General features: G+C 64.8%; 24 protein-coding genes. 13 read left to right on the top strand and 11 right to left on the bottom strand.

What is annotated here, in order from left to right; all coding sequences use genetic code 11:
• Positions 1-56 precede the first annotated feature (56 nt).
• Positions 57-1,445: a tryptophanase gene (locus HZB53_04005; GenBank protein MBI5876792.1), complete on the bottom strand. Its 1,389-nt coding sequence runs from the start codon at positions 1,443-1,445 to the stop codon at positions 57-59.
• Between the two features lie 581 nt (positions 1,446-2,026).
• Here HZB53_04005 and HZB53_04000 point away from each other — a divergent pair.
• Together HZB53_04000 and HZB53_03995 are read left to right on the top strand one after the other, a co-directional pair.
• Positions 2,027-3,091 (top strand): TrkA family potassium uptake protein, encoded by a 1,065-nt coding sequence (locus tag HZB53_04000; GenBank protein ID MBI5876791.1) that lies wholly within the window; start codon positions 2,027-2,029, stop codon positions 3,089-3,091.
• Positions 3,092-3,098: 7 nt separating this feature from the next.
• The gene (locus HZB53_03995) at positions 3,099-4,355 is read left to right on the top strand and encodes an Nramp family divalent metal transporter (GenBank protein ID MBI5876790.1); all 1,257 of its coding nucleotides are present in this window, start codon (positions 3,099-3,101) and stop codon (positions 4,353-4,355) included.
• A 299-nt stretch (positions 4,356-4,654) separates the two neighbouring features.
• Here HZB53_03995 and HZB53_03990 read toward each other — a convergent pair whose 3' ends face one another.
• The 8 genes from HZB53_03990 to HZB53_03955 form a co-directional block, all read right to left on the bottom strand.
• Positions 4,655-5,140: a hypothetical protein gene (locus HZB53_03990; GenBank protein ID MBI5876789.1), complete on the bottom strand. Its 486-nt coding sequence runs from the start codon at positions 5,138-5,140 to the stop codon at positions 4,655-4,657.
• 191 nt (positions 5,141-5,331) lie between these two features.
• On the bottom strand, positions 5,332-6,381 hold the full coding sequence (locus tag HZB53_03985) for a threonine synthase (protein MBI5876788.1): 1,050 nt from the start codon (positions 6,379-6,381) through the stop codon (positions 5,332-5,334).
• Complete coding sequence (gene asd / locus HZB53_03980) at positions 6,381-7,436, bottom strand: aspartate-semialdehyde dehydrogenase (GenBank protein ID MBI5876787.1); 1,056 nt, start codon at positions 7,434-7,436, stop codon at positions 6,381-6,383. The genes HZB53_03985 and asd overlap by 1 nt, the downstream gene beginning before the upstream one ends.
• Entirely contained in the window at positions 7,433-7,786 is a 354-nt protein-coding gene (locus HZB53_03975; protein MBI5876786.1) for a DUF86 domain-containing protein, read from the bottom strand. The genes asd and HZB53_03975 overlap by 4 nt, the downstream gene beginning before the upstream one ends.
• Positions 7,773-8,069 (bottom strand): nucleotidyltransferase family protein, encoded by a 297-nt coding sequence (locus tag HZB53_03970; GenBank protein MBI5876785.1) that lies wholly within the window; start codon positions 8,067-8,069, stop codon positions 7,773-7,775. Before HZB53_03970 ends, HZB53_03975 begins: the two co-directional genes overlap by 14 nt.
• A complete protein-coding gene (locus tag HZB53_03965) occupies positions 8,066-9,478 on the bottom strand; it encodes an aspartate kinase (protein MBI5876784.1) in 1,413 nt (470 codons plus the stop codon). Before HZB53_03965 ends, HZB53_03970 begins: the two co-directional genes overlap by 4 nt.
• A 46-nt stretch (positions 9,479-9,524) precedes the next feature.
• Positions 9,525-9,791: a hypothetical protein gene (locus tag HZB53_03960; protein MBI5876783.1), complete on the bottom strand. Its 267-nt coding sequence runs from the start codon at positions 9,789-9,791 to the stop codon at positions 9,525-9,527.
• A gap of 137 nt (positions 9,792-9,928) precedes the next feature.
• Positions 9,929-11,428 (bottom strand): leucyl aminopeptidase, encoded by a 1,500-nt coding sequence (locus HZB53_03955; protein ID MBI5876782.1) that lies wholly within the window; start codon positions 11,426-11,428, stop codon positions 9,929-9,931.
• A gap of 337 nt (positions 11,429-11,765) precedes the next feature.
• On the opposite strand from HZB53_03955, the gene HZB53_03950 reads away from it, so the two are divergent.
• From HZB53_03950 to purB, 11 genes are all read left to right on the top strand, one after another.
• Positions 11,766-12,329: a GNAT family N-acetyltransferase gene (locus tag HZB53_03950; GenBank protein MBI5876781.1), complete on the top strand. Its 564-nt coding sequence runs from the start codon at positions 11,766-11,768 to the stop codon at positions 12,327-12,329.
• Positions 12,330-12,509: 180 nt separating this feature from the next.
• The gene (locus HZB53_03945) at positions 12,510-13,412 is read left to right on the top strand and encodes a diguanylate cyclase (protein MBI5876780.1); all 903 of its coding nucleotides are present in this window, start codon (positions 12,510-12,512) and stop codon (positions 13,410-13,412) included.
• A 207-nt stretch (positions 13,413-13,619) separates the two neighbouring features.
• Entirely contained in the window at positions 13,620-13,844 is a 225-nt protein-coding gene (locus HZB53_03940) for a hypothetical protein (protein MBI5876779.1), read from the top strand.
• 50 nt (positions 13,845-13,894) lie between these two features.
• Positions 13,895-15,058, top strand: a complete 1,164-nt coding sequence (gene pstS / locus HZB53_03935; protein MBI5876778.1) for a phosphate ABC transporter substrate-binding protein PstS — start codon at positions 13,895-13,897, stop codon at positions 15,056-15,058.
• 346 nt (positions 15,059-15,404) lie between these two features.
• Entirely contained in the window at positions 15,405-16,391 is a 987-nt protein-coding gene (gene pstC, locus HZB53_03930; protein ID MBI5876777.1) for a phosphate ABC transporter permease subunit PstC, read from the top strand.
• A complete protein-coding gene (gene pstA, locus HZB53_03925; GenBank protein ID MBI5876776.1) occupies positions 16,388-17,254 on the top strand; it encodes a phosphate ABC transporter permease PstA in 867 nt (288 codons plus the stop codon). Before pstC ends, pstA begins: the two co-directional genes overlap by 4 nt.
• A 71-nt stretch (positions 17,255-17,325) precedes the next feature.
• On the top strand, positions 17,326-18,087 hold the full coding sequence (gene pstB / locus HZB53_03920; protein ID MBI5876775.1) for a phosphate ABC transporter ATP-binding protein: 762 nt from the start codon (positions 17,326-17,328) through the stop codon (positions 18,085-18,087).
• A 47-nt stretch (positions 18,088-18,134) separates the two neighbouring features.
• On the top strand, positions 18,135-18,791 hold the full coding sequence (gene phoU / locus HZB53_03915) for a phosphate signaling complex protein PhoU (GenBank protein MBI5876774.1): 657 nt from the start codon (positions 18,135-18,137) through the stop codon (positions 18,789-18,791).
• 393 nt (positions 18,792-19,184) lie between these two features.
• Entirely contained in the window at positions 19,185-20,474 is a 1,290-nt protein-coding gene (locus HZB53_03910; protein ID MBI5876773.1) for an adenylosuccinate synthase, read from the top strand.
• A 243-nt stretch (positions 20,475-20,717) separates the two neighbouring features.
• Positions 20,718-21,101: a cupin domain-containing protein gene (locus HZB53_03905; GenBank protein MBI5876772.1), complete on the top strand. Its 384-nt coding sequence runs from the start codon at positions 20,718-20,720 to the stop codon at positions 21,099-21,101.
• 48 nt (positions 21,102-21,149) lie between these two features.
• The gene (purB, locus tag HZB53_03900) at positions 21,150-22,547 is read left to right on the top strand and encodes an adenylosuccinate lyase (GenBank protein ID MBI5876771.1); all 1,398 of its coding nucleotides are present in this window, start codon (positions 21,150-21,152) and stop codon (positions 22,545-22,547) included.
• Positions 22,548-22,831: 284 nt separating this feature from the next.
• Here purB and modA read toward each other — a convergent pair whose 3' ends face one another.
• Together modA and HZB53_03890 are read right to left on the bottom strand one after the other, a co-directional pair.
• Entirely contained in the window at positions 22,832-23,638 is an 807-nt protein-coding gene (modA, locus tag HZB53_03895; GenBank protein MBI5876770.1) for a molybdate ABC transporter substrate-binding protein, read from the bottom strand.
• A 102-nt stretch (positions 23,639-23,740) separates the two neighbouring features.
• Positions 23,741-23,944: a hypothetical protein gene (locus HZB53_03890; GenBank protein ID MBI5876769.1), complete on the bottom strand. Its 204-nt coding sequence runs from the start codon at positions 23,942-23,944 to the stop codon at positions 23,741-23,743.
• Positions 23,945-24,151: the final 207 nt, after the last annotated feature.

Below are 24,151 nucleotides of genomic sequence, written 5' to 3'. Positions count from 1 at the left end.
AAAGGCACAGCCAAGCGGCTGTGCCTTTGGTTTGCCTGCCGCTTGGTTTTAGCCGGCTAGCGGTCGCTCCACTCAAACCGCGCCGTGAAGTGCCGCAGCACGGGCGCTTCGTACGTAAAGCGCACGCCGCGGATCTCGCGCTTGTGCGCCGCCGCGTAGATGATCGCCTCGGCCACATAGTCGAGGTGCGAGCGCGTGTACATGCGGCGCGGAATCGCCATGCGCATCAGTTCGTTCGGCGCGGGCATCGCCGTGCCGTCGGCCGCCTTGTGCGCAAACATGACGCTGCCGATCTCGCAGGCGCGCACGCCCGAAATCTCGTACAGATACGCGCTCAGTGCCGTGCCCGGAAACTGGTGCCACGGGATGTGGTCGAGCAGGGCGCCGGCATCCACGAAGATCGCATGGCCGCCGGGCGGCCGCACGATCGGCACGCCAGCGTCGAGCAACTTCTGGCCGAGGTAGGCGGTGTGCTCCAGCCGGTAGCGCAGGTAGTTCTCGTCCAGCACCTCGCTCAGTCCGACCGCCAGCGCCTCCATGTCGTACCCGGCCAGGCCGCCGTACGTGGAGAAGCCTTCAATCGGGATCATCGTGGTGCGGCAGCGCTCGTGCCACCCGGCGTCGTTCAGCGCCAGGAAGCCGCCGATATTGCTCAGCCCGTCCTTCTTCGCGCTCATCGTCGCGCCGTCGGCGTAGCCAAACATCTCCTGCGCGATCGCCAGCGGCGTCTTGTCGGCGTAGCCTGGCTCGCGCAGCTTGATGAACATGGCGTTCTCGGCGAAGCGGCAGGCATCGATGAAGAACGGGACGCCGTGCTTGCGGCAGACCGCGCTCACGGCGCGGATATTGGCCATCGAGACCGGCTGGCCGCCGCCCGCGTTGTTGGTCACGGTGATCATCACCAGCGGCACTCGCTCGTGCTCCCCGGATTGCAGCAGCGCTTCCAGCGCCGCCACGTCGAGGTCGCCTTTGAACGGGCGGTCGAGCATCGGCGTGCGGCCTTCGACGGGCAGCAGGTCGCGCGCCTCCACATGCTGCAATTCGACGTTGGCGCGCGTGGTGTCGAAGTGGGTGTTGCTCGGCACGATCTGGCCCGCGCGCAGCACCGTGCTGAAGAGGATGTGCTCGGCGGCGCGGCCCTGGTGCGTCGGCAGCACGTAACGGTAGCCGGTGATCAGCTTAACCTGCGCCTCGAATTTGTAGAACGAACGGCTGCCGGCGTAGGACTCATCGCCGACCATCATCGCGCCCCACTGCGCCGCGCTCATCGCGCCGGTGCCGGAGTCGGTCAGCAGGTCGATCAGCACATCCTCGGCCCGCAGGGAAAAGACGTTCAGCCCCGCGCCTTCCAGCGCGGCGCGGCGTTGCTCCGGCGTCGTAATCCCGATCGGCTCGACGCTTTTGATGCGGAACGGTTCGATGGTCGTTGAAGCAACGAAGGGCATGAGGCGTCTCCTGTAAGCGGCCGCGTCATGGCGGCAGGCAGTGGAATTGGATGGTTGAACGGCTGGCACCGCAAGCGTAGTATAGTCCGCCGGGATGCGGTTGGCAATCCGGTTGGCGGCAGCAATTCTCAATTTGGCTTTGGACGCGTACTGTCCAATGCCGGCTTGCTATGAACTTGGCCCCCTGGTGCTTGTCACGCACGCTGGCTCGACAAGTAAGCGGCGTTGCCCTCCCCTTAGCTCTTCCCTTTTTCCCCCGCGCGCGCGGGGGAGCAGGGGCTAGGGGATGAGGGGGCATATTGGCGGCCGACTCCAAAATGAGAATTGCTGGGTTGGCGGTTGGGAATATACCCTCAAAGTGCCGGCGCGGCGCGTTGGTGGTACGGGCGGCCACGCACCTCCCAAAAGGGGGCGACAAGTCGGGTCGGCCCCCACCACCCGCGCACTGTTCCGACTGTTTGTTGGCGTACCCGGCCGGCATCAACGATGCCGACTGCAAGTGGCGGCCAATCTTCGTGCTGTCGCGCAGACCCTTCAAGCGGAAATTTGGGTCTCGCGGGGAAGTGTGTTAAGGTCGCCCCATGCTCACATCGCCCCGGCGCCGGCTGGTTCGCGCGCAGCTGCGCGACGCGTTCGTCCTGCTGCGCGAGTTTCGCTTCTCGCTACTGCTGTTCGCGCTGCTGGTCGGCATCGGTACCTTCTGCTTCTGGCAGTGGTACGAGGCGCCCGGCGACGGCGCGCGCCTGACGCCCAGCCGCGCGCTGTATGCGGCCTTCTCGCTGATCTTCTTCCAGACCGGCAACGTTCCGTACCCGGACAACCTCTGGATCGACACGCTGTACTACCTGATGCCGATCATCGGGCTGGGCATCATCGGCGATGGTCTGGCGCGTTTCGGCGTGCAGATCTTCAACAAAGAAATGCGCAAGGAGGAGTGGAACGTGTCGCTGGCCTCAACGTATGCTAACCATGTCATCGTGTGCGGCGCGGGCCACGTCGGCTACCGCGTGATTGAGCAACTGGCGCAGATGGGCGAGGAGGTGGTGGTGGTCGAGAGCAATCGCGCCAACCGCTTCACCGAGCGCGTGCGCGACCGACTGCATTTCCCGCTGATTGTGGCCGACGCCACGCGCACGGACACACTGCAGCAGGCGGGCGTCGAGCGGGCGCGAGCCGTGATTCCCTGCACCAGCAACGACATGATCAATCTGGAAATCGCGCTGAATGCGCGCGAACTGAACCCGCAGGTGCGCATCGTCATGCGCATGTTCGACGCCGATCTCGCGCGAAAGCTGAACAACGGCTTCGGGCTCGGCGCGGTCTTCAGCACGGCGGCGCTGGCCGCCCCGGCCATTGCCGCCGCGGTGCGCGAGCATGACATCCGGCAGGCGCTCTATGTAGACGATACATTGGTGGCGCTGGCCCCCGTCGACATTCAGCCCGGCTCGCTGCTCGCCGGACAGACCGTCGCGCAGGTCGAGCAGGCGCTCGATGTGAACCTGGTGCTGCACCGGCGCAACGGCGCGGTGGACTACCGGCCCGACCACGGTATTACGCTGCAGACCGGCGACCACATCATTGTGTTTGGCACGCTCGACGGATTGAACCGCGCGCGCCGGCGCAACGGCGGGCACGAGCACCAGTAACGTGGCGCTGATCCGGCGTTTGAAGAGCCTGCGCCGCAAGCGCTGGCTGGCCGTGCTCGGCATCCTTGGCCCTGGGCTGATCTCGGCGCTGGCCGGCGACGATGCCGGCGGCATCGGCACCTACGCCACCGCCGGCGCGGCCTATGGCTACAACTTGTTGTTCGCCCTGCTCATCGTGACCGTGGCGCTGGCCTACGTGCAGGACATGAGTTCGCGTATGGGGGTCGTGACGGGCAAAGGGCTGAGCGACCTGATCCGCGAGGAGTTCGGCGTCCGGACGACGGCGGTGGCGATGCTGGCGCTGCTGGCGGCAAACGCGGCGGTGACGGTGAGCGAGTTCGTGGGGATCGCGGCGGCGGCGGAACTGTTCGGGGTCAGCCGCTTTGCGGCGGTGCCGGCAGCCGCGCTCGGCGTCTGGTGGCTGAGCGTGCGCGGCGGCTATAACCGCGCCGAGCGGGTTTTCCTGATTCTGACGCTGGCGTTTGGAGCGTACATCATCTCCGCGCTGGTCGTTCACCCGGACTGGGGCGCCGTCGCGCGCGGCGCGCTGGCGCCGACCTTCCAATCCGACCCGCGGTATATCCTCATGCTGGTCGCGCTGATCGGCACGACGATCAGCCCGTACATGCAGTTCTCGCTGCAGTCGATCATCGTCGAGAAGGGGGTACGCATGGATGCGTATACCCCCCAGCGGATCGAAACCTTGGCCGGCGTGCTGCTGTCCGACCTGATCGCGTTCTTCATTATCGTGGCGACGGCGGCGACCCTGCACGCCAATGGCGTGACGGACATTCAATCGGCCGACCAGGCGGCGATGGCGCTGGAGCCGGCGGCCGGTCCGCTGGCCAAGTCGCTGTTCGCGCTCGGATTGCTGGGCGCATCGCTGCTGGCGGCCTCGGTGTTGCCGCTGACGAGCGCCTACGCCATTTGCGAGGCGTTCGGCTGGGAGCGCGGCCTGCGGAAAGGCGCGGATGAAGCGCCGATCTTCTACGGCATCTTCACGACCACGATCGTGCTGGGCGCGGCGCTGGCGCTGATGCCTGGTGTGCCGCTATTTACCCTGCTGGTGCTTTCGCAGGACGTGAACGGTATCCTGCTGCCGGTGATCCTGATCCTGATGCTGCGGCTGGCGAACAACCACCGGCTGATGGGAGCGCACGTCAACGGGCGGCTGGGCAACACGATTGGTTACGGGTCGGTGGCCGCGCTGATTGTGCTGACGGCGTTGCTGATCGTCGGCTCGGTGATCGGCATCGGCGGGTAGCGCGTACAGCAACGCGCGGCACAGGCAACCGCCGCCGCCCCAGGACGCAAGCGCCCGCATGGGGCGCAGACAAGGCCCCGCGGGTCGATCCCTTTGAGCGCGTCAAGGCGGCTGACAACGGTCGTGCCGGTGCGCTAAGCCGGATGCTGCGGTGTTGGGCGCACTGCCCCTCGCTGAGCCGCTTCCGTGGCTGCCGTTGCCGGAATGCAGAAAGCCCCAGACGTGGTCATCAACGCAAATCGGCATGGGTACTCCGTTTCTGTTTCCCCGTAGGCAGCGATAGCCAAAGTTGGATTCTCTCAAAAAGGATGTAACTTCCCGCGAAGCCGCAGATATACGACAACAAGATGTGCAAACATTGGCGTCGCAGATGCGAAACCCATGGCCACAATGATCTCAAAGAAGCGAGCGACGATCAAAGGGCTCAGATCAGCGAACAACGCCCATGGGAAAACCATGGCCATGAAGAAAAAAGAGACGGCAGATCCGAAGAAGATGCTTGACAGCAAGATGTTGGCCGCCCAAAAGAAATACCGAACCCGGGGGAACTCAGATAGCGTGACCTGATCAACTACGCTTGCTATTAAGGCATCGGAGTTATAGCCGACGTTCATCGCTTGCTGAATTGTCCATGACACACAGGTGAAGAGCCGCATGCAGCAGGCAAATTGCTCGTGCGGCGCGCCTAGCCCGGCCCATCCAGCGTAGCTTTGCGCGGCAAACGCGATCCAGACGAGTGCTGTGGACGTGATACTGTAGATAGTTACGATTCGTCGGCGTAGCATTCAATCTCTCACTTATGGCCTGCCCGCGCAATCTACGCTGGATGGAAGCCCGCCTTCGCGGGCATGGCGGTCGTGAACAGCCAATCACCCACAAAGTATATCGCTTTCCCTCAGCACATGGCAACCTGCAAACAAAAAACGGGGCACGATGCTCAGCATCGTGCCCCGTCCATTCCTTCGCGGTTGCTCGTCTACGCCAACACGGCGCGCATGAAGGCGTCGTAGTCCGCGTTGGTGTGGATGATCGGCCGGTGCTCGAGCATCGTCATGTCCGGGTCTTTCAGCCCGCTGCCGGTCAGCACGCAGACGATGCGCTGGCCCTTCGCCAGTTCGCCCGCGCGCGCCATCTTCAGGATACCGGCCACGCCCGCCGCCGACGACGGCTCGCAGAACAGCCCTTCACGCGCGGCCAGGAAGCGGTACGCGGCCAGGATCTCATCGTCGGTCACCGACCCGATCCGCCCGCCGGACTCGTCGCGCGCGGCGACCGCCAGCCTCCACGACGCCGGGTTGCCGATGCGGATCGCCGAGGCGATCGTCTCCGGCTTCTCGATCGGCGCGCCACGCACGATCGCCGCCGAACCTTCCGCCTCGAAGCCGGCCATCTTCGGACGCTTCGTCGCGCGCCCTGCCGCGTGATACTCCTTGAAACCTTTCCAGTACGCCGTGATGTTGCCGGCGTTGCCAACCGGCAGCGCCAGGATGTCGGGCGCGTCGCCGAGCACGTCGACGACTTCGAACGCTGCCGTCTTCTGGCCCTCGATGCGAAACGGATTGACCGAGTTGACCAGCGTGATCGGGTGGCTGGCCGACAGCTCGCGCACGAAGCCGAGCGCCGTGTCGAAGTTGCCCTCGACGGCGATGATCTTCGCGTTGTGCACGACCGCCTGTCCGAGCTTGCTCTGCGTGATCTTGCCCTCGGGGATGACGACCACGCACTCCAGGCCGGCGCGCGCCGCATAGGCTGCCGCGCTGGCCGACGTATTGCCGGTCGAGGCGCAGATGACCGCGCGCGACTTCGCCTCCATCGCTTTGGCGATGGCGACGACCATGCCGCGGTCCTTGAACGAGCCGCTCGGGTTGCAGCCCTCCAGCTTCAGCCAGACCTCGCAGCCGGTCTCGGCTTCCAGCGCGGGCGCGCGCACGAGCGGCGTGTCGCCCTCGCCCAGCGAGATCAGCGGGGTATCGGCGGTCAGCGGCAGGAACTCTTTGTAGTGGGCGAGTACGCCTTGATGGGTCATTAGATCATCTCTTTCGCCAGCAGCAACTCGGCGTTCAGCAGCGTGCCGCCCGCCGCGCCGCGCAGCGTGTTGTGTCCCAGCACCAGGAACTTGTAGTCCAGCACCGGACAGGGGCGGATGCGGCCGACTACCGAGGCCATGCCTTTCTGGTCGTCGCGGTCCAGCCGCGGTTGCGGCCGGTCGATCTCGTCGCGCACGATGATCGGGTGCTCCGGCGCCATCGGCAGGTTCAATGCCTGCGGCTCCGCGCTGAACGTGGCGAACGCGGAGTGCAGCGCGTCCAGCGACGGCTTGCGCTCGAACTCGATCGACACCGTTTCCAGGTGCCCGTCCATCGTCGCGACGCGGTTGCAGTGCGCGCTCAGGCGGAATGTCGCCGGCTGGATGCTGCGGCCCGCCAGCGTGCCGAGGATCTTGTGCGGCTCCGACTCCATCTTGCCCTCTTCGCCGCCGATGTACGGGATGACGTTGTCCACAACGTCCATCGACGCGACGCCGGGGTAGCCCGCGCCGCTGACCGCCTGCATCGTCGTCACGATCATGCGCGTGATGCCGAAGGCGTCGTGCAGCGGCTTCAGCACCAGCGCTAGTTGGATCGTGGAGCAGTTCGGGTTGGCGATGATGTAGCCGCCGCTGCCGCGCCGCTGCTTCTGCGTCTCGACCAGCGCCAGGTGCGCCGCGTTGACCTCAGCGACCAGAAGCGGTACATCGGCGTCCATGCGGTGCGGCGACGAGTTCGTCGAGACGATGTAGCCCGCGTTGGCGAAATCGTCCTCGGCCTGCTTCGCCACGTCGGTCGGCAGCGCCGAGAAGACCAGCCGCGCGTCGAGTGGCGGACGCGACGGCTGGACGACCATCTCACGCACGGCGGTCGGGATCGGCGTCGACAAGTGCCAGCGCACCGCCTCGCCGTAGCGCCGCCCCGCTGAGTTGTCGCTGGCGGCGATGGCGGTCAGTTCAAAGTACGGATGGTTTTCCAGCAACGCGATCAACCGCTGTCCGACCGTGCCCGTCGCGCCGAGCACGGCCACCGGAACCTTTGCTTTCAGGTTCATGGTTTCTCTTCTCCCGATAATAAGATGTTCTCAAGCTCGTCGATCAATGGCGGCAAGTCATGGGTGACGATCTGCCACATGATGTCGCTATCGACTGAATCGTAACCATGGATCAGTCGGTTGCGCAGACTGACGATCTGCGCCCATGGTATCTGCGGGTAGTGAGACTGATCGATGCGCGGCACCTGGCTGGCCGCTTCACCGATAATTTCGAGCAGCCTGGTCAACGCAAGATTCAGAATGCGATCGGTCCCCATATCGCTCACGGTTCGCCCCTTGGCGATGGCGCACGCTTCGCGTGCATGGTCCAGCATATGTCGCAAGCGTAACGGCACGTCATGTTTCGACATATTGCGCTTCGGCCTCCGCCAGCACTTCGTCACGGAAATACTGGCTCAGGAATTGCGGCGTATTCAAGTCGACTGTGCGCCCGAGCATGCCGGATAATTCGGACTCCATGGCGAAAAACGACAGGCCGGGCGTGTGCCCATCCTCGAATTCCACGAGAATGTCTACGTCGCTTTGCGGAGTAAAGTCGGGGCGCAACGCCGATCCAAATACAGAGAGCCGGCGAATATGGTGCCGTCGGCAAAACTCGCTGATTTTGTCTTTAGGTAGGCTGAGACTGTTCATGCCCGCTCCAATTCGAATGCCTCGTGGATGGCGCGCAGGCTGTCGTTGGCGCGCTCGTTCTTGACGACCAGCGACAGGTTGTACTCCGAGGAGCCTTGCGCGATGCTGATAATGTTGATGCCGCGCTCGGCCAGCACGCCGAACACGCGCGCCGCGATGCCCGGCGTGGCGCGCAACCCCGCGCCGACCACCGCGACAATCGTCACGTCATGGTCGGCACGCACGCCGTCGATATTGCCGCGCATCCGCTCCAGCTCGAACTCGCGCTCGATGGCGGCGGTGGCGCGCGCCGATGCCGACTCCTCGATGACGATGCAGATGTCCAGTTCCGACGACGACTGTGCGATCATCATCACGCTGATGCCCTCGCGCGCGACCGCGCCGAACAGCTTGGCCGCCACGCCCGGCACCCCGGCCATGCCGCTGCCGGCCAGCGAGAGGATGCACAGGTTCTTGATCGCCGTGATCGCCTTGACCGTGCGCGCGTCGGTGCGCGCCTGCGGCACGATCGCCGTGCCCGGATGGTCCGGCTCGAACGTGTTAAGGATGCGCACCGGTTTCTTCTTGCTCGCGATCGGCACGATCGTCTTGGGGTGCAGCACCTTCGCGCCGAAGTACGACAACTCGGCCGCCTCGGCGTACGAGAGCTCCGGCAGCGTGCGCGCATTCGGCACCACGCGCGGATCGGCGCTCATCACGCCGTTGACGTCGGTCCAGATCCAGACCTCGTCGGCGTCGAGCACCGCACCGAGCACGGTCGCGGTGTAGTCGCTGCCGCCGCGGCCGCCCAGCGTGGTCATCACGCCGCCGGTGGTCGCGCCGATGAACCCGGTCACGACCGGCACCACGCCGCCGGCCAGCAGTGGCAGCAGCCGCTCGCGCGCCTTGGCCGTCGTCTCCGCCATCAGCGGGCTGGCGTTGCCGTACACGCTGTCGGTGACGATCAGTTCGGTGGCGATGATCGGCTCTGCCTTCAGCCCGCGCTCGCGCAGCGCCTGCGCCAGCAGCGGCACGAGCATGATCTCGCCGCGCGGCGCGATGGCGTCGAGCCCGCGCGTGGTCAGTTCGCCGAGGATGTGCACGCTGCGCGCGAGGTTCTCGAACACGGTCAGCTCGCGGTCGATGTCGGCGATTAGCTTGTCCTGGATGGTGCGCTGGGGAGTTATCGTGGTGGCCGCGCCGATGTGCTGCGCAAACAGCCGCCGCCGCGCTTCTACGCTCGGGCTCTCGTCGCCGCGCTCGGCGGCTCGCGCGGCGTCGATCAATGCGTTGGTGACGCCGCTCATGGCCGACGAGACGACCACGACCTGGTTACCCCGGGCGATCTCGCGCTGGGCGAGCTCGGCTGCTTTGACGATGCGCGCCCCGTCGCCTACCGACGTGCCGCCGAATTTCATGACGATCAGCATAGTGCTTGACCTCGCTGCGGGAATGGGAAGAGCCGGCCGCGTGGCGTCAGCCTGGATTTTGCCATTTGGACAGGCGGGCCTGCCAGTCACCGTCGCCGTTCCATCTGGCCACGACGGCTTCAATCAGCGCCTGGCGCTTCGCCGGGTCGGTCCAGTATTTTTGCACCTCACGGTTGCACACGGCGTCGTCGCTGCCCGGGTCCAGTCCCAGCACGTCCTGCAGGATGCCGCTGATGCGTACCCGCATGGCTGCCGTGTTGGGCACGCCCACCGCCGTGAACAGTTCCGTCAGATTCCTCGTATACGCAGACATGCAGTTTTCCTCTCATCAGACTACTCGCCGACCGCGCCGGGTTGCGGCACGATTGTACCCCATCCGGGAGGCCCGTAAAAAACGGGGGGCGCGCCGGCTGGCGCGCCCCCCGTGGTGATTCGTCGTTTTCGGTCTGGTTACTGCTTCTTCCAGGACCGGAGCAACTCCACGCAGAGGCGCGCCCCGTAGCCGGTTGCGCCCTTAGTCAGGTAACCAGTATCCGTGTCGCCGTATGCCGTGCCCGCGATGTCCAGGTGCACCCACGGGTAGGAGACGTAGTTCTTCAGGATGGCGGCCGCCGTGATGGCGCCGGCCATGCGTCCGCCCGTGTTCTTTATGTCGGCGAACGTGCCCTTGATCTGCTCATCGTACTCTTCCCACAACGGCAGTTCCCAGACGCGCTCGCCCGTGCGCTGCCCGGCGGCCTTCACGCGCTCGGCCAGTGTCGCATCGTTCGTCAGCAGCCCGGCGCAGTGCTTGCCGAGCGCGACCGTGCATGCGCCGGTCAGCGTCGCCATGTCGATGACGCCCTGCGGCTCGTAGCGCGCCGCGTAGCAGAGCGCATCGCCGAGCACCAGTCGCCCTTCGGCGTCGGTGCTGTGGATCTCGATCGTCTTGCCGTTCATCGCGCGCAGGATGTCGCCCGGCTTGAACGCCGTCCCCGAGAGCATGTTCTCCGTGGCGGGTACGATGCCGACGACGTGCAGCGGCAGCGCCAGCGCGCCGACGGTCTGCATCGCGCCGATCACCGCTGCGCCGCCCGACATGTCGTGCTTCATGTCCCACATGCCCTCGGTTGGCTTGATACTGATGCCGCCGGAGTCGAACGTGATGCCCTTGCCGATCAACACGATCGTATCCATGCCTTCGTGACCGGCGTTGTGCTCAAGGACGATGAAGCGGCTTGGCTCGTTGCTGCCCTGCGCCACACCGCAGAACATGCCCATGCCGAGCGCCTTGCACTGCTCGAAGTCGAGGATCGCGGCCTGCATGGCGTATTTGGCGGCGATGGCGCTCGCCGTCTCCGCCAGCAGCGACGGCGTGGCGGCGTTACCCGGCTTATTCGAGAGGTCGCGCGCGACGATCTGCCCCTCTGCGATTGACCGCCCGATGCGTACGCCCTCGCGCACGGCGTCCACGAGCGACGGGTCTTCTTCGACAATATTGATCTGCTCGACGGCGGTGCTCGAATCGGCAGACGACTTGAATTCGTCGTAGCGGTACAGACCGAGCAGCGCGCCCTCGGCCAGCGCCTGCGCGGCGTCGCCCGCCGGCAGCAGACCCGCGCCGGCGCCGTGCACGATGGTCGAGTAATCTTTGACGCCGAGGTCGCGCGCCTTCTTTGCCGCATGCGCCGCGGCCTGCCGTGCCGCGTCGAGCCCGAACTTGCCTTCCTTGCCCAACCCGACCAGCAGCACGCGCTTGGCGGCCATCGTGCCGCGCGGATAGAAGATGAGCGAGGAGTTCAGCTTGCCCTTGAAGTCGCCGCTGGCCAGCACGTCGGCGATGATGCCGTTGAGCGCGGCGCTGACCGCGCCGGTCGCGCCGGCGGGCGCCAGCACGCCCTCAAAGACGTTGACGACGATCAAATCCGTCGTCTCGTCCTGTATGCGCCCGTGTTTGACGTTGAAGTCCATAGTCATGATCCAAGATGGTATTTTGCCGCCGGGGTATTTTACCATAAATGGCGCGCCGGCGTGCTTTCGGCTACAATCAGACAGCAATTCTCATTTTGAAGTCTGGCCACCCGGTTGCCCCCTCTCATCCCCTGGCCCCTTCTCCCCCTCCCAACGAAGTTGGGAGGGGGCCGGGGGGAGGGAAGCACTCATTATTCGTCGAATTGGCTTGCGTGATAAGCACCTGAACTCCAGCGCATGACAAGCCGACATTGGAACGTACCCGGCCAAAGCCAAATTTGGAATTGCTGACAATCAGAGATGCCGGGTGCATACGCCCGCTATGGTCCCGATGCCTTTGAATACGCTAACCCCGCTCTGTCACGATGAACGCATCGCCATTCGCCCCTACGTCGCGGACGATGCGCCGGGCGTATATACGGCCGTGCAAGAGTCCGCCGAGTCTGTCGGGCGCTGGCTGCCGGATCTGGGCGGCGCGCGCTCGCTGCCAGACGTGGAGTCGTACATCGCCGCGCAGTTGGAGTCTGGCTGTCCCGCCCGCGCGCATAACTACGTCATCGTCGCCTGCGCCGACGGGGCGATCCTGGGCGGGTGTGGCCTGACGGAGATCGTGATGCACCACCGCTTCGCGAACATGTACTACTGGGTGCGCGCCTCGCGCCTGGGCGAAGGCATCGCCCCGCGCGCGATTCGCCTGCTGGCCCGCCACGGCTTCGAGACGCTCGGCTTCCAGCGGGTGGAACTGGTCATCGCCGTTGGCAATGCGGCCAGCGTCCGCGCGGCGGACAAGGCCGGCGCGCTGCGCGAAGGCATTCTGCGCAATCGTATCTATCTGCATACCACGACGCACGACGCATATATCTACTCGCTGGTCTGCGAGGATTTCGGCCTGCTGCCGTAGCCCGCATTTCATCCGCCGCCGTTCGAGCGCCGTGTCTGGCATGGTAGTGTACCAAGGGCGGCGTCGGGCCCCCGCCACCAGCAGAAATCGTAGTAGGTTTTGCAACGGCTCAAGCTTACCATATGTAAGGTGTAATGTTTTCACAAGGCGCACGCCCGTTTCGCGTGCCGGGTGAGGATTATGGACAACGGCGAGTTTTATCATGCCATCCTGGAGAATCTGTACGACGGCGTCTACTTCGTCGATCGCAAGCGCAACATCACGTACTGGAACGGCAGCGCGGAACGCATCACCGGCTACAGCCGCAGCGATATGCTCGGTCGCTGCGGCAAAGACAATCTGCTGATGCATGTCGATGAGTCCAGGCTGCAGCTGTGCAGCGAGTTGTGCCCGCTGCTCGCCACGATTAACGACGGATCCATCCGCGAAGCGCATGTATTCCTGCATCACAAAGACGGCCATCGCGTGCCGGTCCTGGTTCGCGCCGCCCCAATCAAGGACGGGGATGGTCAGATCATCGGCGCGGTTGAAACGTTCAGCAACAGCACCAATCTGATCGAGGCGCGCCAGCGCGTTGCCGAACTCGGCGAGGCGCTCATGCGCGATACGCTGACCGGCGTGGGCAACCGGGCGTATCTGCAGATGAAGACCGAAAGCGCGCTGATGGAGCGCAGGCAGGGGCGCATTCCGATCAGCCTCCTGTTCATCGACATCGACCGCTTCAAGTCATTTAACGACACCTACGGCCACGACGTCGGCGACAAGGTGCTGAAGATGGTGGCCGACACGCTGCGGCATAGCGTGCGGGCGACCGACAGCGTCGGGCGCTGGGGCGGCGAGGAGTTTGCCGTGCTGCTGGAGCGTGCCGGGTGCGACGAGATGGCCGCCGTGGCCGAGAAGCTGCGCGCGCTGGTGGAGAAGTCGTTGCTGCCGCTCGGCGACCGCATGGTGCGTGTCACCATCTCGGTTGGCGCCGTGCAGATCCGGGAGGACGATACGCCGGATACGCTCTTCCATCGCGCCGACCAGGCGATGTACCAGAGCAAAACGCAGGGCCGCAACCGCGTGACGATCGCCGACTAGCAGCCACTCCCCGTTCCCCCAAAACATACGCCCCTCCAGGTTGCTGCCGGAGGGGCGCTTTGCGTCGGCGTCTCAGCGGGCTTGAAAAATCCACAAGCAAACCGATTATGGATAGGGGGCGCGATTTTACACAGTCTTTACATGGTAATCAAAAGACGTTAACACGCTGGTGCTACGATGGAGATGGATAGACAGGAGAGGTGGGTTATGAGCAACCAGTCTTATCAGACGCTGGTCGATTCCTTAGAGCAGGGCTGGCGAATACAGTCGCCGGTCTACTTTCGCCAGCGATGGCACACCAGTTCCAGCCACAAGCTCGGGTATTACTTCATCCTCAAGAAGGACAAAGACACCGACTTGATCATCGTGCCCGATGATGAGCAGGTTCGGCAGTTGATTGAGTTACAGCGCCTGAAAGTTGTGGCCAGCTAGCGGCCTCATTTGCACTCCAATCCACATTATTCTCGTAAGGAGAGAAGACAATGAAGAAGCTGGTTTTATTGTTTGCAGTTGTGCTCGCGGCGCTGGTTGCCGCCTGTGGTGCGGCACCTGAGCCGACCAAAGCGCCAGCCCCGGTTGGATCCACGACGGCGGCCTCGCCGTCGACGCCCGCCCCGCTCGGCCCCGGCGCCGGCATGGTCAAAGGCGCTTTTGACGGCGAAGCCAGGGCGCTGAACGGCGCGGGTGCGACGTTCCCGGCGGTGTTATACACCAAGTGGTTCAACGAGTACGAGAAGGTGACCGGGGTCAAGGTCAACTACCAGGCCGTCGGCTCGGGCGGCGGCATCAAGAGTATCCAGGACACGACGGTTGACTTCGGCGCCACCGATGGCCCGATGTCGGCCGATCAGGAGAAGGCAGCCAAGGGCGGCGCGGTTCTGCATGTCCCGATGGCGCTTGGCGCGGTCGTCCCGACGTATAATGTGCCGGAAGCCAAGTCGTCATTGAGGTTCAGCGCCGAGACGCTGTCGGGTATCTTCCTCGGCACGATCACGAAGTGGAACGATCCGAAGCTGGTGGCTGACAATCCCGACCTCGCGAGCGTCAACAAAGACATTGTCACGGTGCACCGCGCGGATGGCAGTGGCACTACGTTCATCTGGACCGACTACCTCAGTGCGGTGAGCGCAGACTGGAAGAGCAAGGTCGGCAGCGCCAACTCGGTCAACTGGCCGAACGGACTGGGCGGCCAGGGCAATGCGGGCGTCGCCGGCGAAGTGAAGAACAGTCCGTACTCAATCGGCTACGTCGAGCTGATCTACGCCCTGCAGAATAAGCTTGGCTATGGCGATGTGAAGAACAAAACCGGCAAGTTCATCACGCCGAGCATCGACTCGGTGACAGCGGCGGCCTCGGGCGTCGAGCAGTCGATCCCGGCGGACCTGAAGGCGTCGATTGTGAACGCCGAGGGCGATCGCTCATACCCGATCTCCGGTTTCACGTGGCTGCTGATCTACCAGAACCAGACGGACAAAGCCAAGGGCATCGCGGTGGCGCGCCTGGCCTGGTGGTCGATCTACGACGGCCAGAAGTACAACAGGGATCTCGGCTACGCGCCGCTGCCGGATGGCATCGTGGCGAAGGGCGCCGATAAGATCAAGTCGATCAAATTGCCCGATGGCACGCCGGCATTCCCGGGCAAATAGCTAGCCATCGCTCCTCCTCTGGTTGGCAAGCATGCTTCCATGCCCTGCACAGTTTCACGCAGGGCATGGAACATGCTTTTTGTGTCGCAGTTGACCAGGGCCATTCAATAGTCATAGGGCATGATGAAATTCCGACGAAGTGGGCGCTGAGCTTTTCGAAGCGCGTGCATGTCCCTGCCCTTCGACGGCGTTGTGTGCCGCTCAGGGCACGGTCGCACGGATGGCCCGGCGACTTTTTAATCGCCCTGCGTAGTTGACACAGCGGCTGTAACGTGATATGCATGTGTTGTATGCGAAACCCAATCGCCCCGAAATGCGCTGGTTAAAACGGGCAGGCGCCCGGCCTATGACAACACAACCCGCTCCCTCGCCGGTTACCCGGTCGTCCCGCATACGCACCCAGCGTCTCAGCCTCGACAATCTGTTCCAGTCCGGCATTACCGGTATGGCGCTGGCGCCGATTCTCGTGCTGGTCGCGCTCGTCGTTATGCTCGGGTCGGATTCATATCCGGCCATTGTGCGTTATGGCGCGGGCTTTCTGTTCTCCACCACCTGGGATCCGGTCAAGGAAGAGTTCGGCGCCGCCATCTTCATCGTCGGCACCATCCTGACGTCGGCGATCGGCCTGTTGATCGCGACGCCGATCGCCATCGGCGCGGCCGTGTATTTGAGCGACTATGCGCCGCCGCGTGTGCAGGATCTGTTGAGCTTTCTGATCGAGTTGCTCGCGGCAATCCCCTCCATCATCTACGGCCTGTGGGGTTTCTTCGTGCTGGCGCCGATCATGCGATCGATGGTCGAGCCGTTTCTCAAGCAGACGCTGTCGCCGATCCCCATCCTGAGCGCGCTGGTCGAAGGGCCAATCATCGGCAAAGACGTCCTGACGGCGGGTGTGATCCTGGCGATCATGATCGTGCCAACCATCCAGTCGATCTCGCGCGAGGTGATCCGCGCCGTGCCGCAGGCGCAGCGCGAGGCGATGGTCGGCCTCGGTGCCACGCGCTGGGAGGTGATCCGCCACGCCGTGCTGCCCGCGGCGCGCCCCGGCATCCTGGCCGCCGCGCTGCTGGGTCTGGCGCGTGCGCTCGGCGAGACGATGGCAGTCACCATGGTCATCGGCAACTCGGCCAAGCGGCTCAGCGCGTCGCTGTTCACGCCGGGTTACACCATATCGAGCGCCATCGCCAACCAGTTCATCGAGGCTGACAAGGATATCTACTTCAGCGCGATCGTCGAGCTGGCGCTGGTGCTGCTGCTGGTCTCCACGGTCATGAATCTGCTGGCGCGCTATTTCATTCAGCGCGCCAATCGCGGTCCAGGCGGTGCGCGATGAGCACAGGCAGCGTGAATCTGAACCGGCACGTCAGCCGCCGGCATATCGTCGACCGCGTGATGGATGGCCTGCTCGGCGCCTGCGCCGTCATCTCGGCGTCGGTCTTGCTCGTGATTCTCGGCTACGTCGCGTGGCAGGGCCTCCCGGCGCTGAACCTGGCGTTCTTCACGGAACGCCCGCTGCCGTTCGGCGAGGTGGGTGGCGGCGTCGGCCCGGCCATTCTCGGCACGATCAGCATGCTGGTCGTGGCGGGGCTGATCGGCATCCCGGTCGGCATCGGCACCGCGATCTACCTGGCCGAGTTCGGGGGCGGGCGCCTGGCCGAAGCGACTCGCTTCGTGATCGATTTGCTGGCCGGCCTGCCGTCCATCGTGGTCGGCGTGTTCGTCTGGACGCTCGTCGTGCGGCACGTCATTGGCCACTTCTCCGGCCTCGCCGGGGCGATCGCGCTGGCGATGGTCGTGATTCCGATTATGACGCGCACGGCGGAGGAGATGCTACGACTGGTGCCTGACAGTCTACGCGAAGCGTCGTACGCGCTGGGCACGCGCCGCTGGCGCACCATCCTGTTCGTCGTGCTGCCGACCGCCCGCGCCGGCCTGGTGACCGGCGGCGTGCTGTCGCTGGCGCGCGCCGGCGGCGAAACGGCCCCGCTGCTGCTGACCACGCTCGGCAACCAGTTCTTCAATTTCGACCTGACGCAGCCGATGGCCGCCCTCCCGATTCAGATTTACAACTACGCCGTCTCGCCGTACGACGACTGGCACACCAAGGCGTGGGGCAGCGCACTCGTCCTGATCAGCGTGATTGGCCTGTTCAGCCTGCTGACGCGCGTTGTAGCATCGCGTACGCAGGTGCGCTGAGCGCAGGCCGCCGTGCTATCCCGCAAAGGCTCCTACCTGTGACTGAACCGTCAAATGCTGCCGCGCATTCCATGGAAGTGCGGAATCTGTCGGCCTGGTATGGGCACACACAGGCCATTCGCGATGTCTCGCTGCATATCCCGGCCAACTCGATCACGGCGATCATCGGCCCCTCGGGCTGCGGCAAGTCCACGCTGATCCGCTGTCTGAACCGCATGCACGAGGTGCTGCGCGGCACGCGCGTCAAAGGCCAGGTCGTGCTCGACGATAACGACATTTATGCGCCGTCGGTGGATCCGGTGCTGGTGCGCCGGCTGATCGGCATGGTCTTTCAGAAGCCGAACCCGTTCCCGATGATGTCGGTGTATGATAATGTGGTTGCGGGCTACCGCCTGGGCAAGGAAGCGGAGCGCGCCCGGCTGGACGAGATCGTCGAGCGCAGCCTGCGGCAGGCGGCGCTCTGGGACGAAGTCAGGGACAAGCTGCAGCAGTCGGGCGCGTCGCTCTCCGGCGGCCAGCAGCAGCGCCTGTGCATTGCGCGCACCATCGCCGTCGAGCCGGAGGTGATCCTGATGGATGAGCCGTGCTCCGCGCTCGACCCGATCGCCACGCTCAAGATCGAAGACCTGATGCAGGAGCTGCGCAAGCGCTTCACGATCGTGATTGTCACGCACAACATGCAGCAGGCCGCGCGCGTCTCGGAGCAGACGGCATTCATGCTGGCTGGCGCCGAGCGCATCGGCGAATTGATCGAGATCGGGCCGACCCGGCAGATATTCACCAACCCGCACGACAAGCGCACGGAAGATTACATCACGGGCCGGTTCGGGTAGGGCCGGCTCGCGGCGCGCCATCATTCCACGGGGAGATTTCAATGAGCATGCGGCGGACATTCGACCAGGAGTTGAAGCACCTGCAGGACGACATCCTGCTGATGGGCAGCATGACCGAGAAAGCGGTCGAGCGCTCGGTGGAGGCGCTGCGTACGCGCGACGTGGCGATGGCCAAGCAGGTCATCGCGGACGACGCGGAGATCAACCGCACGCGCTTCGCGATCGAGGACCAGTGCGTCGCCGTCATCGCCCAGCAGCAGCCGATGGCGCGCGATCTGCGGCGCATCACGGCCGCGCTGATCATCGCCAACGAACTGGAGCGCATGGCCGATCACGCGCAGGGCATCGCCAAGATCAATGTGATGATGGGCGCCGAGCCCCTGCTCAAACCGCTGGTCGACATCCCGCGCATGGCCGAGAAGACGATTGAGATGACGCACGCCGCGCTCGACGCGTTCGTGCGCGGCGATGTGGAGCAGGCCAAGCGCGTGGCGCGCGACGACGACGCCGTGGATGCGCTCTACGAGCAGGTCTACCGGGAACTGCTGGTCTTCATGTTCAACGACCCGCACACGATCACGCGCGCGACGTGGCTGCTCTGGGTGGCGCACAATTTGGAGCGCGTCGGCGACCGGGCGACCAACATCTGCGAGCGCGTGGTGTATATGGTCTCCGGCGAGCTGGTCGAGTACAACATTTCCTAGAGCAGGTTCCGATTGGATAGCCGGAGCGCACCGCCACGTGCAACCCGTCATGCCGGCGAAAGCCGGCATCCAGTCCATGATTCTGGACTCCGGCTTCCGCCGGAGTGACGTTGCAGCGTGCTGGTACTATCAACTGATTAGGAAATCGCTCTAGCACGCGATGTGATGAAGCGATGACGAGATGACACAATGACAGGGTGATAAGATGAAAGGCTGGCACGCTGACCGACTGCCGTCGGGTTATCCGTCATCTTGTCATCTTGTCATCCTGTCATCCTATCATCTTGTACTCTCGTCACCCTGTCATTAGGTCATACGCATGTGATGCTGTGATGCTCACCCCGCTTGCTTCCCGCGCCGCTTTCGATTACACTTGCGGCGTGAGGTGAGAGCATGCCCGTTACGGTTCTGATTGGCGCCCAGTGGGGCGATGAAGGCAAAGGCCGCGTCGTCGATTGGCTGGCGCGCGACGCGCAGGTGGTGGCCCGCTATAACGGCGGTGACAACGCCGGACACAGCATTACCATCGGCAGCCGCGTCATCCGGCTGCATCTGGTGCCCTCGGGCATCTTCTACAAAGACGTCGCGTGCCTGCTGGCCGCCGGCATGGTCATCAATCCGAAGAACCTGCTGCGCGAGATGGACGAGATTCAGACGGCGGGCTACGACGTCTCGCCGGCCCGGCTGACGATCAGCCACAACGCGCACCTCGTCCTGCCGACGCACGTCGCGCTCGACGCCGCGCTGGAAAAGTTCCGCGGCGGCGATGCCATCGGCACGACCCAGCGCGGGATCGGTGTGGCCTACTCGGCGAAGATGCTGCGCACCAACCTGCGCGCGGCCGACCTGCGCGAGCCGGAGCACTTCGCCGACGCGCTGCACAAGCAGGTCACGCACGCCAACCAGCAACTGGCGCACGAGTACCGCGCACCGGCGCTCAACGCCGATGCGTTGAGTGCCGAGTACTACGCCTATGCCAAGCGCCTGGCGTCGTACATCGGCGATACCTCGCCGATCGTGCATGCGGTGCTGGCGCGCGGCGGCCATATCGTCGCCGAGGGCGCGCAGGGCGTCCTGCTCGATATCGACATGGGCACCTACCCGTACGTGACCAGTTCGAACACCGGCGTGGCCGGCGCGCTGTCCGGGCTCGGCATCGGCCCGCAGCCGATCACGCGCATTGTCGGCGTGCTCAAGGCGTTCAACACGCGCGTCGGCGCCGGCCCGTTCCCAACCGAGCTGTTCGACGCGACCGGCGCACACCTGCGCGGCACCGGCGCCAACCCGTGGGACGAGTACGGCAGCACGACCGGCCGCCCGCGCCGCACCGGCTGGCTCGACCTGGTGGCGCTCAAGTACGCCACGCGCAACAACGGTGTGACCGAGCTGGTCATCACGAAGATGGACGTGCTGAGCGGCTTTGGCGCGCTCAAGCTCTGCACCGGCTACCGCTACAAGGGCGAGTTGCTGGCCGATTTCCCCGCCGACGCAGCGGTGCTGCAGCAGGTTGAGCCGGTCTACGAGTCGGCGCCCGGCTGGGCCGCCGATGTGAGCGGCGCGCGCAAGCGCAGCGACCTGCCGGCCGCGGCGCGCGCGTACATCGCGCGGATCGAAGAGTTCACCGGCGTGCCGGCCAGCCTCATCTCCGTCGGTCCGGAGCGCGACCAGATCATCATCGGGTAAGCGCGGGCTTGCAACTTATCCTCAGCAGCGCGCCGGCTATGGCCGGCATCGTTAATGCCGGTCGCGGCTGCAATGCACGCTGATGACCGGTACACCAGCAAACTGTCGGAAGCAGCGCGCAGAGGCAGGTCACTGACGCCCCCAACGAGTGCGACAGGTCGCCCGCCCGGCGCTCTTGCCATGCACACGGCGGGTGTCAGAGGCCGCCTCTATGACAATCGCCGACACCCCACGGAGGTTACGATGAAGGGTATGATTCCCAACCGCGCCGAGGCGCAGAAGCCGCCCCATCCCGAATGGTTCGAGGGGCACGTGCTGGTGCAGACGCTCATCCCGCAGACCGCGACCGACGACCTGGAGGTGCTGGCCGTCTTCTTCCACGACGGCGCGCGCACGATGCCGCACCTGCACTCGGTCGACCAGTTGCTGGTGGTGGTCGACGGGCGCTGCGTAGTGGCGACCGAGCACGCGCGCATCGAAATCGCGACCGGCCAGACGGCGATCGTGCCCAAGGGCGAGTGGCACTGGCATGGCGCGGTGGCGCACGCCGATGCCTGCCACCTGTCGATCAAGAAGCCCGGCCCGACCGACTGGAACCAGCCGCTGAAGAACTTCAACGAGCGCTAGCTTTGGCAGACCTCACAGTTCAAGACCTGTGAGGTCTTGTCGTGATGGATGACCATGAGCACCGACTACGCCACCTACCAGTCCGCCTTTTCCTGGCGCTACGGCTCCGCGCCGCTGCGCGCCGTCTGGAGCGAGGTGCACAAGCGCAAGCTCTGGCGGCGCATCTGGGTCGCGCTGGCCGAGACGCAGCATGAGCTCGGACTCGTGGCGGCCGAACAGGTTGCCGACCTGCGCGCGCACCAGGACGCGATCGACATCCAGCGCGCGCTGGCGATCGAGAGCGAAATCCACCACGATCTGATGGCCGAGGTGCGCGCCTATGCCGAGCAGTGCCCGGTCGGAGGCGGCATCATCCACCTCGGCGCAACGTCGATGGACGTCGAAGACAACGCCGACGCGCTGCGCGTGCGCGACTCGCTCGACATCATCATCGACAAGTGCCGCGCGCTGCTGGTCGTGTTCGCGCGTCAGGTCGAGCGCTACGCCGATCTGCCCGCGATGGCGTTCACGCACCTCCAGCCCGCCGAGCCAACGACGGTCGGCTATCGCCTGGCGCAGTATGCGCAGGATGCGCTGATCGACTATAGCGAGTTGACGCGCGTGCGCGCGGGCCTGAAGGGCAAGGGCTTTAAGGGTGCAGTCGGCACCAGCGCCTCGTATGGCGAGTTGCTGGGCGCGCGCGTCGCCGAGTTTGAGCCGCAATTAATGGCGCGCCTGGGCCTGGACGCCTTCCCGGTCGCGACACAAGTGTATGCGCGTAAGCAGGACTGGCTGGTGCTGAACGCACTGGCCGGGCTGGCGCAGACGCTCTATAAGTTCGCGTTTGACCTGCGCCTGCTGCAATCGCCGCCGCTCGGCGAGTGGTCGGAGCCGTTTCGCGAGCGGCAGGTCGGCTCGTCGGCAATGCCGTTCAAACGCAACCCGATCAACGCGGAGAAGATCGACTCGCTGGCGCGCTACCTGGCGGCGCTGCCGCGCGTAGCCTGGGACGACGCCGCGCACACCCTGCTGGAGCGCACGCTGGACGACTCGGCCAACCGCCGGCTGATCCTGCCTGACGCGTTCCTGGCCGCCGACGAACTGCTGATGACGGCGCAGCGTATCCTCGACGGCCTGCGGGTCCACGAGGCGGCGGTGGCGCGCAACCTGGACACCTACGGCGTGTTCGCAGCGACCGAGCGCCTGCTGATGGCGCTGGCGCGGCACGGCGCCGACCGGCAGGCGATGCACGAGTTGATCCGCAATCATGCGATGGCGGCCTGGGCCGAAGTGGCGCAGGGGCGCGCGAACCCGTTGGCCGACCGGCTGTGCGCCGACCCGCGCGTCCTGGCGCACGTGGGCGCGGACGAAGCGCGCGCCCTGCTCGACGCCTCCGGCTACGTCGGCGATGCGCCGCAGCGCGCCCGCGCGCTGGCGCGGGCCATCAAGGTTGCGATCGCGGCGTAGACTCGCTCGTGAGGGGTACAACACGATGAGGCGCACAGAGCGTGCATGGCTCTGTGCGCCTTATTGGGTGTGTCGCGAATTCACATTCCCAATGCCCTTGTCATGCTGAACGCGAAGGCAAGAACGGCGGTACTCGCCGCGCCGCGCGCGTGAAGCATCTCAGGGTGATTCGCAATGGCGCGGTCTGCCCAGGATGCAGGACCCTTCGCGCTCAGGGTGACAAAGGGCGGTGCGGACAAGTCGCGGTTGGCCGTGACGAGGCGGCTGTGAAATTGCCGGGGTCGCTACTTGTTCGCCGGCACGAAGCCGTATTTGGACAGCACCTGCTGTGCCTCGGGCGACAGCACGTAATCAAAGAACTTCTTCGCCTGCGCGGCGTTCCTGGAATCCTTCAGGACGCCGATCGGATATTCCGCGACCGTGTTAAGCACATCGGGGATTTCGATTTTCTGTACCTTGTCGGCGTTGGCGCCCTGCACGTCGGTTGTGTACACGATGCCCGCGTCGGCCTCGCCGAGCGCGACCTTCGCCAGCACCGCTTTGACATCCTGCTCGTACGAGACGACGTTCTTCAGCACGGCAGCCTTGTATCCCGCCCCGAAAGCTGGGTCTTTGACCGCCTTGTCCAGATAGTCGAGCGCGTACTGCCCGACCGGCACGGCTTTGTCCGCCAGCACGATCTTGAGCCCCGGGCTCGTCAGGTCCGGCAGCCGCGCCGCTTTGTTCACGCCTTTGGCGACAATCGCCACCAGACGATTGCGCGCGAAGGTGCGGGTACCGTCGCCGTCGATGCGGCCCGTTTTCACGACGGCGTCCATCTGCGCCTTGTTCGCGCTGGCAAACAGGTCGGCGGGCGCGCCCTGCGCGATCTGCGCGGCCAGCGCGTTCGAGCCGGCGTAGCTGAACAGCACATTCGCGCCGGGGTTGGCGGCGCTGAAGTTCTGGCCGATCTCGTTGAAGGCATCGGTCAGCGACGCGGCCGCGAAGACGGTCAGTTCACCGTGCGGCGTAACGGGCGTCGTGCTATCGCCGCAGCCCGGCAGCAGGAACACGGCCAGCGCCAGCCATATGACAGACCACAGTCGATACATCGCTTTCACTCGCTCGCCGCTTCCAGTACGACCGTCATGCGGATCATCCGCCTATTAGTCAAATTTTGAATATGCAAAGTATATGTAGTGTGGCCATGCCTGTCAACTGCGGCGCAGCGGGCGCGCGACCGCTTCAGCGCCGGCACCCAGCGCGCTTCGTACATCACCGCCCGGTGTGACGCGCAGTGCGAACGCCGTCACCAGCACCCCGGCCAGCAGCCGTGCCACCCCCGACAGGAGGAGCGCCAGCGCTGCCACCGACGCCCACTCGGTCGCCGAGATGACCGCGAAAGCGATCGCGAACATGCTCAACATGAAGAGCAGAATTGCCCCCGTAGGTTGCCATGATCGCGTCCTGCACCATGCGGTGTCGGTGCATCCGATCGGGCATCTGTGTATTGATCTCCGCCATGCGCGCTACGGCATCGATAGTCATACAGTCTCCAGGTCACGACCGGTAACCGGAACCGAACGCATGCTATACCGGGTCTACTCGACCCCGCGTTTAGCCCA

This window comes from Chloroflexota bacterium (assembly GCA_016235055.1).
Classification (GTDB): Bacteria; Chloroflexota; Anaerolineae; order JACRMK01; family JACRMK01; genus JACRMK01.
Note: the sequence above shows the minus strand (reverse complement) of the source record. Positions and strands in the feature narration are given on the sequence as shown.

Bases quoted from the DNA above. Each gene is read 5' to 3' on its own strand.
- pstA (MBI5876776.1), top strand. From the start codon at position 16,388: ATGAGCACAGGCAGCGTGAATCTGAACCGGCACGTCAGCCGCCGGCAT.
- HZB53_03975 (MBI5876786.1), bottom strand. From the start codon at position 7,786: ATGTCGAAACATGACGTGCCGTTACGCTTGCGACATATGCTGGACCAT.
- asd (MBI5876787.1), bottom strand. From the start codon at position 7,436: ATGAACCTGAAAGCAAAGGTTCCGGTGGCCGTGCTCGGCGCGACGGGC.
- HZB53_04005 (MBI5876792.1), bottom strand. From the start codon at position 1,445: ATGCCCTTCGTTGCTTCAACGACCATCGAACCGTTCCGCATCAAAAGC.
- HZB53_03970 (MBI5876785.1), bottom strand. From the start codon at position 8,069: ATGAACAGTCTCAGCCTACCTAAAGACAAAATCAGCGAGTTTTGCCGA.
- purB (MBI5876771.1), top strand. From the start codon at position 21,150: ATGACCATGAGCACCGACTACGCCACCTACCAGTCCGCCTTTTCCTGG.
- HZB53_03985 (MBI5876788.1), bottom strand. From the start codon at position 6,381: ATGACCCATCAAGGCGTACTCGCCCACTACAAAGAGTTCCTGCCGCTG.
- HZB53_03945 (MBI5876780.1), top strand. From the start codon at position 12,510: ATGGACAACGGCGAGTTTTATCATGCCATCCTGGAGAATCTGTACGAC.
- HZB53_04000 (MBI5876791.1), top strand. From the start codon at position 2,027: ATGCTCACATCGCCCCGGCGCCGGCTGGTTCGCGCGCAGCTGCGCGAC.
- HZB53_03965 (MBI5876784.1), bottom strand. From the start codon at position 9,478: ATGCTGATCGTCATGAAATTCGGCGGCACGTCGGTAGGCGACGGGGCG.
- HZB53_03960 (MBI5876783.1), bottom strand. From the start codon at position 9,791: ATGTCTGCGTATACGAGGAATCTGACGGAACTGTTCACGGCGGTGGGC.
- phoU (MBI5876774.1), top strand. From the start codon at position 18,135: ATGCGGCGGACATTCGACCAGGAGTTGAAGCACCTGCAGGACGACATC.
- pstC (MBI5876777.1), top strand. From the start codon at position 15,405: ATGACAACACAACCCGCTCCCTCGCCGGTTACCCGGTCGTCCCGCATA.
- HZB53_03905 (MBI5876772.1), top strand. From the start codon at position 20,718: ATGAAGGGTATGATTCCCAACCGCGCCGAGGCGCAGAAGCCGCCCCAT.
- HZB53_03990 (MBI5876789.1), bottom strand. From the start codon at position 5,140: ATGCTACGCCGACGAATCGTAACTATCTACAGTATCACGTCCACAGCA.
- HZB53_03955 (MBI5876782.1), bottom strand. From the start codon at position 11,428: ATGGACTTCAACGTCAAACACGGGCGCATACAGGACGAGACGACGGAT.
- pstS (MBI5876778.1), top strand. From the start codon at position 13,895: ATGAAGAAGCTGGTTTTATTGTTTGCAGTTGTGCTCGCGGCGCTGGTT.
- HZB53_03940 (MBI5876779.1), top strand. From the start codon at position 13,620: ATGAGCAACCAGTCTTATCAGACGCTGGTCGATTCCTTAGAGCAGGGC.
- HZB53_03890 (MBI5876769.1), bottom strand. From the start codon at position 23,944: ATGTTCGCGATCGCTTTCGCGGTCATCTCGGCGACCGAGTGGGCGTCG.
- pstB (MBI5876775.1), top strand. From the start codon at position 17,326: ATGGAAGTGCGGAATCTGTCGGCCTGGTATGGGCACACACAGGCCATT.
- HZB53_03910 (MBI5876773.1), top strand. From the start codon at position 19,185: ATGCCCGTTACGGTTCTGATTGGCGCCCAGTGGGGCGATGAAGGCAAA.
- modA (MBI5876770.1), bottom strand. From the start codon at position 23,638: ATGTATCGACTGTGGTCTGTCATATGGCTGGCGCTGGCCGTGTTCCTG.